This is a genomic window from Candidatus Methylomirabilota bacterium (assembly GCA_035315345.1).
GTDB lineage: Bacteria > Methylomirabilota > Methylomirabilia > Rokubacteriales > CSP1-6 > CAMLFJ01.
Map to the genome: position 1 here is coordinate 1 of DATFYA010000126.1, position 10,670 is coordinate 10,670.

The 10,670-nt window shown below is 70.0% G+C and carries 13 protein-coding genes; 9 read left to right on the forward strand and 4 right to left on the reverse strand.

All coding sequences use genetic code 11. The features are described from left to right. Positions 1-442, forward strand: a 442-nt coding sequence (locus VKN16_17185; protein HME95944.1) for a hypothetical protein, incomplete at its 5' end; no start/stop codon positions are given. Positions 443-445: 3 nt separating this feature from the next. On the opposite strand, the gene VKN16_17190 is transcribed toward VKN16_17185, so the two are convergent. Continuing rightward, positions 446-1,705 carry a diaminopimelate decarboxylase gene (locus VKN16_17190; protein ID HME95945.1) on the reverse strand — a complete coding sequence of 420 codons (1,260 nt, stop codon included), beginning with the start codon at positions 1,703-1,705 and terminating at the stop codon, positions 446-448. Between the two features lie 108 nt (positions 1,706-1,813). On the opposite strand from VKN16_17190, the gene dapA reads away from it, so the two are divergent. From dapA to VKN16_17230, 8 genes are read left to right on the forward strand one after another with little or no spacing between them, the layout of a single operon-like run. After that, the gene (dapA, locus tag VKN16_17195; protein HME95946.1) at positions 1,814-2,707 is read left to right on the forward strand and encodes a 4-hydroxy-tetrahydrodipicolinate synthase; all 894 of its coding nucleotides are present in this window, start codon (positions 1,814-1,816) and stop codon (positions 2,705-2,707) included. 11 nt (positions 2,708-2,718) lie between these two features. Further along, the gene (dapB, locus tag VKN16_17200) at positions 2,719-3,522 is read left to right on the forward strand and encodes a 4-hydroxy-tetrahydrodipicolinate reductase (GenBank protein HME95947.1); all 804 of its coding nucleotides are present in this window, start codon (positions 2,719-2,721) and stop codon (positions 3,520-3,522) included. Next, positions 3,519-4,292 carry a fumarylacetoacetate hydrolase family protein gene (locus tag VKN16_17205; GenBank protein ID HME95948.1) on the forward strand — a complete coding sequence of 258 codons (774 nt, stop codon included), beginning with the start codon at positions 3,519-3,521 and terminating at the stop codon, positions 4,290-4,292. The genes dapB and VKN16_17205 overlap by 4 nt, the downstream gene beginning before the upstream one ends. Next, a complete protein-coding gene (locus tag VKN16_17210) occupies positions 4,289-5,470 on the forward strand; it encodes an LL-diaminopimelate aminotransferase (GenBank protein ID HME95949.1) in 1,182 nt (393 codons plus the stop codon). Before VKN16_17205 ends, VKN16_17210 begins: the two co-directional genes overlap by 4 nt. A gap of 11 nt (positions 5,471-5,481) precedes the next feature. Beyond that, a complete protein-coding gene (gene folB / locus VKN16_17215; protein ID HME95950.1) occupies positions 5,482-5,832 on the forward strand; it encodes a dihydroneopterin aldolase in 351 nt (116 codons plus the stop codon). An 8-nt stretch (positions 5,833-5,840) separates the two neighbouring features. Beyond that, the gene (gene folK / locus VKN16_17220; GenBank protein ID HME95951.1) at positions 5,841-6,392 is read left to right on the forward strand and encodes a 2-amino-4-hydroxy-6-hydroxymethyldihydropteridine diphosphokinase; all 552 of its coding nucleotides are present in this window, start codon (positions 5,841-5,843) and stop codon (positions 6,390-6,392) included. A 53-nt stretch (positions 6,393-6,445) separates the two neighbouring features. Further along, positions 6,446-6,952, forward strand: coding sequence for a sigma-70 family RNA polymerase sigma factor (locus tag VKN16_17225; GenBank protein ID HME95952.1), 507 nt, complete (start codon positions 6,446-6,448; stop codon positions 6,950-6,952). A gap of 38 nt (positions 6,953-6,990) precedes the next feature. Next, positions 6,991-7,707, forward strand: coding sequence for a hypothetical protein (locus VKN16_17230; GenBank protein ID HME95953.1), 717 nt, complete (start codon positions 6,991-6,993; stop codon positions 7,705-7,707). Positions 7,708-7,751: 44 nt separating this feature from the next. Here VKN16_17230 and VKN16_17235 read toward each other — a convergent pair whose 3' ends face one another. The 3 genes from VKN16_17235 to VKN16_17245 all read right to left on the reverse strand — a co-directional run. Next, entirely contained in the window at positions 7,752-8,507 is a 756-nt protein-coding gene (locus tag VKN16_17235; protein HME95954.1) for a methyltransferase domain-containing protein, read from the reverse strand. Next, positions 8,504-9,715: an O-antigen ligase family protein gene (locus VKN16_17240; GenBank protein ID HME95955.1), complete on the reverse strand. Its 1,212-nt coding sequence runs from the start codon at positions 9,713-9,715 to the stop codon at positions 8,504-8,506. Before VKN16_17240 ends, VKN16_17235 begins: the two co-directional genes overlap by 4 nt. Before the next feature lie 18 nt (positions 9,716-9,733). Further along, positions 9,734-10,670 (reverse strand): undecaprenyl-phosphate glucose phosphotransferase (locus VKN16_17245; GenBank protein ID HME95956.1); only part of this gene is annotated, 937 nt, incomplete at its 5' end.

Sequence of the window (10,670 nt, forward strand, 5' to 3'; positions counted from 1 at the left end):
GACGCGGGCTGCCGACAGCGTCCAGATCAACGCCCTGCGGATCTTCATGGCTCAGTTTCCCAGAGCCGAGACGCGGATCGTGTCCCACGCCTTCGAAGGATGGAACACGTGGCTTTACGTGTTTGGCTTCGAGGCGGACAGGGAATCCTTCGCGCAGGAGTCGATCATGCTCGCCAGCGCCTTCACCCTCAACTACGGAATCAGCGCTGCAGCAGCGGCCGATCTCATGACGGCGCGAATCGCCGGTGCGTTGGACGCAGGATATCGTGTCTACGCCGGGACGCTTTGGACGCAAGACGAAGAAAGCTTCGTTGGCTGGATGAGCACCGTGGCTGAGCGCGAGCGGGCCAGTCAGTTTTACCGCCTACTGATGGCTCGCTTCTCGGCGTCGAACGCCCGGGAGACGCCGTACGGGACGTTCGTCGAGCTGAAGCGCCGGTAGGCCCTACACCTCGTTCTGCCAGACCTGCTCGGGCACCTGGCGGCGCCGCAGCAGGGTCAGCGAGCCGTCGGCGCCCAGCATGACCTCGGGAGCCTGGGGGTAGGAGTTGTAGTTGATCGTGGCCATGCCCGCGCAGTAGGCGCCTGCGCCGCCGATCACCACGAGGTCGCCGATCTGGGGGCGCGGGACCCAGCGCGGGGCGAGGGCCTCGGGGTCGCCGGGCGCGGGGGTGAGGATGTCGCCCGACTCGCAGCAGGGACCGACGAAGACCGTCGCGGCCTGCTCGCGGCCCTGGGCCAGCACGTCGATCGGATGCTGGGCGCCGTAGAGGGACGGCCGGGCGATCTCGGGCATGCCCGCGTCGAGCTTGGCGAAGAGATAGCCCTCGGCGCCGGTCGCGACGACGTCCACGCACGAGGCCACGATGGCGCCCGCGTTGGCGACCAGGAACGTGCCCGGCTCGATCTCGAGACGCAGCGCCCGACCCGACCGCTCCCGAAAGCCCTCGATCTCCCGGCGCACGTGCCCGCCCACGTCCGCCATGTCCACCGACGGCTCCTCCGGCATGCGGCCGACCTTGAAGCCGCCGCCCAGGTTGACGGTCTCCACCTGCGGCAGCGGCGCCACGAGGTCGAGCGTCATGCGCGCGCAGCGCTTCCAGACCTCGGGATCCGTGCCGGAGCCGACGTGGGAGTGCAGCCGGCGGATGCGCAGGTCGTGACGCTTCGCGAGCGCGACCACCTCGCCCATCGCCTCGTGCCAGATCCCGAAGCTCGAGGCGGGGCCCCCGGTGTTGGTGCGCTTGGTGGACCCGGTCCCGAGGCCGGGGTTCACCCGCACCGACACCTCGGCGCCCGGCGCGACCTTGCCGAACTCGTCCAGCTGATGCAGCGAGCAGGCGTTGAACAGCACGCCGCGCGCGACGTGCTCGCGCAGGGCGCGCGACGGCATCTGCGAGGTCAGCTGGATGCGCTCGGGGGCGAAACCGGCGCGGAGAGCCCGCTCCACCTCGTGATCGCTGGAGGCGTCGACGTGCAGCCCCAGGTCGCGGAAGAGGGCGAGGATGCCGCGGCTCGGGTTGGCCTTCATCGCGTAGCGCAGCGTGAGCCCGTACGGCGCCGGGAAGGCGAGCGCGGCGCGCGCGGAGGCCTCGAGCGCCGCGCGATCGTACACGTAGCACGGCGTGCCGAACCGCCGGCGCACCTCGGCGGCGACCTCGGCGGTGACGGCGGCCCTGCGGAGGGCGGTGGCGGGGCGTTCCATCCGCAGGAGTGTACCCCATCGCGTCTGCCGCTTGAAGTGCTTCCTGGGAGAATGCTAGAGTCATGAAGCTTCGTTTCCCATCACGGTGAGCTACGGAGGGACCCAACCATGCGCCCGACATTCCAAGGCTCGATCGTCGCTCTCGTGACCCCGTTCCGCGACGGCAAGGTGGATGAGGCCAAGCTTCGCGAGCTGGTCGAGTGGCACGTGGCCAGCGGCACCGACGGCATCGTGCCGTGCGGCACCACCGGCGAGTCGCCCACGCTCAGCCACGACGAGCACAAGCGCGTGGTCGAGATCGTGATCGAGACCGCCCGCGGCCGTCTCGCGGTCATCGCCGGCACCGGCTCCAACTCCACCGCCGAGGCCATCGACCTCACGCGTCACGCCCGGAGCGCCGGTGCCACCGGGGCGCTGGTGGTCAATCCCTACTACAACAAGCCGACGCAGGAGGGCCTCTACCGGCACTTCCGCGCGATCGCGGAGGCGGTGGACATCCCGATCGTGGTGTACAACATCGCGGGACGCACCGCGATCAACGTGGAGACCGACACCCTCGCGCGCCTCGTGCGCGACTGCGCCAACATCGTCGGCGTGAAGGAGGCCTCGGGCTCCCTCGACCAGATGACCCAGGTGATCCTGGCCTGCGGGCCCGAGTTCTCGGTGCTCTCCGGCGACGACAACATCACCCTGCCGCTCATGTCGGTGGGCGGCCGCGGGGTGATCTCGGTCATCGCCAACCTGGTGCCGCGCGAGACCGCCGAGATGACGCACGCCGCGCTGGCGGGCGACTGGAAGCAGGCGCGCGAGCTGCACCTCAAGCTCTTCCCGCTCTCGCGGGCGGTGTTCATCGAGACCAACCCGATCCCGGTCAAGGAAGCCCTGGCCATGATGGGCAAGCTCGCGGAGCCGGAGTTCCGGCTGCCGATGTGCCGCATGGCCGAGGCCAATCGCCCGCGACTGAAGGCGGTCCTCGCCTCGCTCGGCCTCGTCAAGGGCTGACCGCGCAGTCCATGGCGGAAGTCGTCGTCGCCGGCGCCGCCGGCCGGATGGGAAGTCGTCTCGTCGCCCTGCTCAAGGATGAGCCGGAGCTGCGGCTGGTCGCCGCGCTCGAAGCGCCCGGGCACGCCGCGGTCGGGCGGGACGCGGGCGAATCCGCTGGGGTGGGACGGCTGTCGGTCCCCATCACCGACGACGTCGAGGCCGCCATCGGCAAGGGCCGCATCCTGATCGAGTTCTCGGTGCCCGAGGCGAGCCTCGCCCACGTGCGGGTGGTGGCCCGCCAGGGCGGGCGCGCGGTCATCGGCACCACCGGCTTCACCGCTCCGCAGCGCGAGGAGCTGGCTCGACTCGGCGCGAGCGCGCCACTGCTCGTCTCGCCCAACATGAGCGTGGCGGTCAACGTGGCCTTCCGGGTGCTGGCCGACATGGCGCGCCTGCTCGGCGACGACTACGACGTGGAGATCGTCGAGACGCACCACCGCTTCAAGAAGGACGCGCCCAGCGGGACCGCGCTGCGCATGGCCGAAGTGGTCGCCCAGGCCCTCGGGCGCGACCTGGCCAAGACCGCCGTCTACGACCGTCACGATCAGCTGGCCGAGCGCACGAGGAAGGAGATCGGCATGGCCGCGCTGCGCTCGGGCGACGTGGTCGGCGAGCACACCGTGTCCTTCGGCTCTCTCGGCGAGCGGCTCGAGCTCACCCACCGCGCCCACAGCCGCGACAACTTCGCGCGGGGCGCGCTGCGGGCCGCCCGCTTCATCGCCACCGCGAAGCCGGGGCTCTATTCGATGCAGGACGTGCTCGGGCTGGCATGAGGATCGTCCGGTTCCGCGCCGGCGACAAGATCCGCTACGGCGTGCTCGAGGGCAGCCACATCGTGGAGTACGCGGGCACGCCCTACAGCACCTTCAAGAAGGGCCGGAAGAAGTACCTGCTGAGCCAGGCCGTTTTGTTGTCCCCGGTGGTGCCGTCCAAGATCGTGGCGGTGAGCCTCAACTACCGCGAGCACGCGGAGGAGATGAACGCGCAGGTGCCGCGCGAGCCCTGCATCTTCCTGAAGCCGCTCTCGGCCCTGTGCGGGCCCGACGACCCGATCGTGTTCCCACCCCAGTCGCGGCGGGTGGACTACGAGGGCGAGCTGGCCATCGTCATCAAGAAGCGCTGTCATCAGGTGAGCCCGGAGCGGGCCCGAGAGTACGTGCTCGGCTACACCTGCCTCAACGACATCACCGCCCGCGACCTGCAGGAGCGCGACGGCCAGCTGACCCGGGCCAAGGCCTTCGACAGCTTCTGCCCGATCGGGCCCTGTATCGCCACCGACATCGACCCCAACGGCGTCGATCTCGAGACCTACGTCAACGGGGAGCGCCGGCAGGCCTCCAACACCAAGCACCTGATCTGCCCGGTCGAGGACCTGGTCGCCCGCGTCTCCGCGGTGATGACCCTGCTCGCGGGCGACGTCATCGCCACCGGCACTCCGAGCGGCATCGGGCCGCTGCAGCCGGGAGACAAGGTCGAGGTGCGCATCGAGTCCATCGGCGGTCTCAAGAATCCCGTCATCAAGATCCAGGAGAGTCACGCGTGAGCCCATCACCGTCCCCGGTTCCCCTCGCCGACCGTCTCGCCAAGCTGCCCCCCTACCTGTTCGCGGAGATCGACAAGAACAAGCGCGAGGCCCGCGCCCGCGGCGTCGACCTGATCGACATGGGCATCGGCGATCCCGACCTGCCGACGCCCCCGCACATCATCGAGGCGATCAAGCGCTCGGCGGAGACCCCGGCCAACCATCGGTACCCGGACTACGAGGGCCTGCTCTCCTTCCGCACCGCGGTGGCCGACTGGTACCGCAAGCGGTTCTCGGTCACGCTGGATCCCAGCGCCGAGGTGCTCACCCTGATCGGGTCGAAGGAAGGCACCGCGCACATGCCGCTGGCCTTCGTGAACCCGGGCGACGTGGTGCTGGTGCCGGACCCGGGCTACCCGGTCTACGCCGCGGGCACGTGGTTCGCGGGCGGCGACGTGCACTTCATGCCGCTGCGCCGGTCCAACGCCTTCCTGCCCGACCTCGACGCGATCCCCGCGGACGTGGCGCGACGGGCAAAGCTCATGTACCTGAACTACCCGAACAACCCGACCGCGGCGGTGGCGAGCCCGGAGTTCTTCGCCCGCGTCGTGGACTTCGCGCGCCGGCACCAGCTCGTCGTCTGCCACGACGCGATGTACTCGGAGCTGCGCTTCGACGGCTATCGCCCCCCCTCGTTCCTGGAGACCCCGGGCGCGATGGAGGTGGGCGTCGAGTTCCACTCGCTGTCGAAGACCTACTCCATGACCGGATGGCGGCTCGGCTTCTGCTGCGGCAACGCGGGAGCGCTGGCCGGGCTCGGCAAGATCAAGACCAACGTGGACTCGGGCGTGTTCCAGGCCGTCCAGGAGGCGGGCATCGCCGCGCTCACCGGCCCCCAGGACATCTCCGAGCAGTACCGGAAGACCTACCAGGACCGGCGCGACGTGGTGGTGGCCGGGCTCCGGCGACTCGGCTGGGACGTGGACGTGCCCAGGGCCGCCTTCTTCGTCTGGGCGCCCGTGCCCGGCGGCCTCGACTCGCGCACGTTCGCGGCGCGGATGCTGAACGAAGTGGGCTGCGTCATCACGCCGGGCGTCGGCTTCGGCCCCTCCGGGGAAGGCTTCTACCGGATCGCCCTGACCATCGACGCCAAGCGCCTGCAGGAGGCCATGGACCGGCTGAAGGGACTCAAGCTCTGACGTCTGATAAGATCTTCCTCGAAGACGTCCGGTTCTACGGACACCACGGCGTCACGCGGGCCCAGCAGACGGTCGGGGCGTGGTTCGCGGTCGATGCCGAGCTCAGGCTGGACCTGGCTCCGGCCGCGGCCTCGGACGACCTGCGGTCCACCCTGGACTACGGGCTGATCGCCGCCCGCATCGTGGAAGTGTCGACGAAGGAGCGGGTGAACCTGCTCGAGCGACTGGCCGGGCGACTGGCGCAGATGCTGCTCGCGGAATTCGCGTGCGACGAGGTGCGGGTGCGGGTGCGGAAGCTCACGCCGCCCATGGAGGGCCTGCAGGGCATCCCGGGCGTCGAGCTGACCCGCCGGCGACGCTGAGCCCACTCATGGCCCGCGTGTTCCTGTCCGTCGGCTCCAACCTGGGCGACCGGCTCGAGTGTCTGCGGCGCGCGGTGGATCAGCTGCGCGCCATGCAGGACCTGCGATTCCTCGACGCCTCGCCGCTCTACCGCACCGAGCCCTGGGAGCGGGCGTCCGCCCGGGAGCAGGCCGACGACGGCGGCTGGTTCTTCAACTGCGCGGTCCTGATCGAGACCGAGCTGGAGCCGGGCGCGCTGCTGACGCGGCTGCAGTCGATCGAGGACACGCTGGGGCGGATCCGCCGGGGGGGCACCCCGGAGGCCCAGCGCTTCGAGCCTCGCACGCTCGACATCGACATCCTGCTGTACGACGACCGCGTGATCAGCGGCCCCGAGCACCTGCACATCCCCCACCTGCTCATGCACGAGCGGCGCTTCGTGCTGCGGCCGCTCGCCGACCTGGCGCCGGATCTCGAGCACCCCGTGCTGTATCAGACCATCCGCGAGCTCCTCGACACCCTGGAGGACGAGCACGAGGTGCTGGTGTCCGACCTGCCGCGCCGCTGGTTCGACGAGTAGGGTGATCCGGGCTCCCGCGGTGGCGCCGTCGGGCCGGGCCGGATCGGTGTTCCGTGGCTGACGACGAGTTTCGCCAGCAGGCCCTCCAGCACCTCGACGCCCTCCACAATCTGGCCGTCTACCTGACCCGGAACGGGTCCGAGGCCGAGGACCTGGTCCAGGAAACCTACGTCCGGGCCATGCGGTTCTCCCACCGATTCCAGCCGGGAACCCATCTGCGCGCCTGGTTGTTCCAAATACTGAGAAACACGTTCCTGACGTTCTACCGCCTGCGGGAGCGCGAAGCGGCGATCTCGGAGGATGGGGTTCCGGAGAGCGAGGCGCCGATGTTCCATGACGCCGCCTCCCGGGACAGCGAAAGCGCCGGGGCCCACATGGACCTGGAGCGGGCCCTGACGAGACTGCCCGAGGAGTTCAAGACGCCGCTCCTGCTGGCCGAGATCGAGGGACTGGCGCTCGAGGACGTGGCGCGCATCATGGACTGCCCCGTCGGGACCGTGAAGTCACGAATCTTTCGCGCGAAGGAGCGGCTGCGCGGGTACCTGACCGACTACAAGTAGGTCGGAAAATTCGAGAAAGGGAATACTGAAAGAGGCCGATGGCGAACGAGCACGAGGGGCGAGACGACGACGGCGGGATCGGGCGGCTGCTGCGCGAGCGGCTGCCGCGGCACCGCGCCCCCGCCGGGCTCCGCGGCGCGGTGACCGAGTCTCTCCAGCCGGCGCCGTCACGCCGGCCGCTCTGGGCCTTCTGGCTGGCCCCGGCCTGCGCCTCGCTGGCCACCGCGCTGGCCATGCTCCTGTGGCTGGCCCCCTCGCTGCCGCGGGCGCCGGCCATCGACTCGGCGGAGCTCGTGGAGCGCGCGGTCCTGGCCGAGCACGCGCGCAACATCTTCTGGGGCCAGTCGCGCGCCGACGTGGTGCCGGCCGCCCTGCCCCGCGCCATCGAGGAGAGCGGCGTCGGCCTGAACTGGGTCTTCACGGGCGACGACGACATCCGGCTCATCGACGCCAAGCCGACGTATCTGGAAGGCCGGCGCGGCATCGAGCTCACCTACCAGGACGTCGCCGGCCACACCATGACCTACATCATCGTGCCCGGCGGCACGGTGGCCCTGCCCGAGCGCGGCCGCGTGCAGATCGACCGCTGGCGGCCGGTGGTCAAGAAGGAGAACGGCTTCAGCCTCATCATGTGGCGCCAGCAGGGGCTGCTCTGCGTGATGGCCTCGGACCTGGTCTCCGACAAGGACCTCGACCGCTTCAAGCAGTACTTCGTGAAGGTCCGCTCCTCCACCGAGCCCTACGTCGTCTACTAGCCCTCTTCTCCCTCTCCCCTCCGGGGAGAGGGCAGGGTGAGGGGCTAGCTTCCCGCCCCTCCTCGACGCCCCACCACCGAGAAGAACTCGAAAGCGCGCGGATTCTTCTCATCGACCAGGATGTGCCGACTGTGGGTGATGGAGGCGATGTCAAAGCCCAGCACGTCCATCATCTGGGCGATGCATCCCTGCGACAGACGCCACCAGGTGTCCGATGGGCCGAGCCGCGTGGGCACGAATTCCATCTGGGCACCCGGGGCCGGATAGGCCGGCTCGGTCACGATCAGGACATCCCGGGTACGGCGCGCCGCAGAGCGCAGAGCCTCGAACGGATCCTGCAGGTGCAGCAGCACGGAGCCGAGAAACGCCACGTCGAAGTCGCCCAGGGCCTCGGGGAGCCGATAGATATCCCCGTAGCAGACCCTGGCGCTCGATCGCAGCGCGGCGTGCGCGAACCAGTACGCGTTGGTGAGCGCCTTCCACGACTCGCGCTTGTGCTGGACCGCCGCATCCAGGTCCGCGCCGGCCAGCGGAACGATGTCCCACCGGCCGTCCGGCGACATGTCGAAGGAGACCACGTCGGCCCCGCGCCGCTCCATCTCGAAGCTCGGGAAGCCGCTGGCCGCCCCGACATCCAGCACGCGCTTGCCCGCAAACGGAAAGCCCGCCAGGTAGTCCTCGATGCTCCGGCGCAAGTCCCACTGGCCCCCCACGACCCCGACGCCGGGCAGCTCCATGCGGTGATAGAAGTAGCAGCTCTCGATATCGCCAACCGGTCTCGGATCCGCATACGGGGTCATGCTCGCTCCATTCGCCGGGACGAAGCCTCCACCGTCCCCTGCACCACCCACGGTAGCGCCATCATTGCCCAGGCAACCATTGCCACCTCCGAGTCCCCGAAGTTGAACTCGGAGAGCCCCGCGACCAGGAATCCCACGATGGCCGCCAGGCTGCCGACGACGAGGGTGCGCTCGCTGGTCGCCTCCTCGGGCAACCGCCTCAGCACCACGATAGCTCGCGCGAAGAAGGCCCCCCAGATCCAGAGCCACGCGGCGAGGCCGAGCGCGCCGCGCTCCACCAGCATCTGGAGCGGCGTGTTGTGCACGTGCCCGGTGCGCTTCTTCACCGCCTCGGGCAGGGCGTAGCGCTCGTACACGCGCTTGAGCTCGCCGGGCCCGACCCCGAGCACCGGGTGCTCGCGCCAGATCGCCAGCCCGCTGCGCCACATGTAGACCCGCTCCTTCACCGTGGGGTCCTCGGGATTGCCCATGGTGAGGAATCGCTCGCGCAGGTGCTTCGGGCCGCCCAGCGTGCCGATCGCGAGCAGGACGAGACCGGCGAGCAGGAGCCACCGTCCCTTGCGGGTCAGCGGTAGCAGGGACAGCACCGCCGCACCGAATCCCATCCACGCCCCCCGCGTGTAGGTCGCGAGCAAGCCCAGCAGCGAGACCAGCCACGGCGCGATCGTCCAGCGCGCCACCGCGGCGCCCGGCAGGAGCCGAGGCAGGCCGGCCAGCAGCGCCAGGCTCAGCACGCCGGCCAGCGTCATGTAGATGCTGAAGAAGCCGCGCGCCCGGTAGCACCGGTGATACAGCCAGGAGGGCCAGCCGTAGTCCGGCTCGGGCCCCGGGCACGCCGCGGTCTGCAGCAGCCCGACCACCGCCGCGAGTGCCACCACCACGAGCAGCGCGGACAGAAACCGATGGCCGTCGGCAGGCCCGGGCAGCGCGTCGGCCGTCACGTACAGGGAGGCGACGAGCAGCAGCCCTTTCGAGGCGGCGAGCGCGGTCGTCGGGTGCCCGGAGGCCAGCGCCGAGACGAGGGTCACCGCGCTGAAGGCCAGGACCGGGGCCCAGAGCGGAAAGCGCGCGGCCGCCCGCGCGGCCGGATCGCGCAGGCGCCAGAGCCAGAGCAGCGTCAGCAGCGCGAGTGCGGACTCGGACAGCGTGATGGACACGCCGAGGCCCACGACGAACGCCCCGAAGACGGCGCGGTGGAGAGCGGTCAACTCAATGGGCGGGGCTACTCAATAGGCGTTGCGGTCGAAGAGCACGCGGAAGACGGTCAGCACGATGATCTTGAGGTCGAGCCCGAGGGACCAGCGCTCGATGTACTCGAGATCGTACTGGATGCGCTTCTCGAGCGAGGTGTTGCCCCGCAGGCCGTTCACCTGCGCCCATCCGGTCAGGCCGGACTTCACCTTGTGGCGGAGCATGTAGCCGGGCACGGTCCGGCGGAACTGCTCGACGAACACCGGCCGCTCCGGCCGGGGGCCCACCACGCTCATCTGGCCGCGCAGCACGTTCACGAACTGAGGAAGCTCGTCCAGGCTGAAGCGACGCAGGAAGGTGCCCAGACCGGTGCGGCGCGTGTCGCCCTCCGAGGCCCAGACCGGCCCCGTATCCGACTCGGCGTCCCGCCCCATCGTCCGGAACTTGAGCATCCGGAACCGCTGGCCGTCGAGTCCCATCCGATCTTGCGGGTAGAGGACCGGGCCGGGCGAGGACAGCTTCACCCCGAGCGCGATGGCGGCCATCACCGGCCAGAGCAATATCAGCACCGAAGCCGAAAAGGCGATGTCGAACGTGCGCTTGGCGATCCGGCTCCAGCCGTGCAGCGGGGAATCCCGCAGGTGGATGAAGGGAATGCCCTCGAAGTCCTCCACGCCGCCGCGGAGCGAGGTGAACCGGAAGAGGTCCGGCACCACGTGGATGGTGACCGGTTCGTCGCCGATCGCATCGAGCAGCCCGGGCAGGCGCGTGTAGTCCTCGTGGGCGAGCGCGATGATGACGTGGTCCACGTCGCGCGAGTCCAGGATCGCGCGCAGGTCCGCGTAGCCGCCCAGCCAGCGTCCGTTGCGGGCGCCGTCCTTGTCGTCCCCCACCAGCCCCAGGACGTGGAGACCCACGTCGGGGCGCGACTGGATCCGCTGGAGCACCGCCGCGACCGGCTCGCCGTCGCCC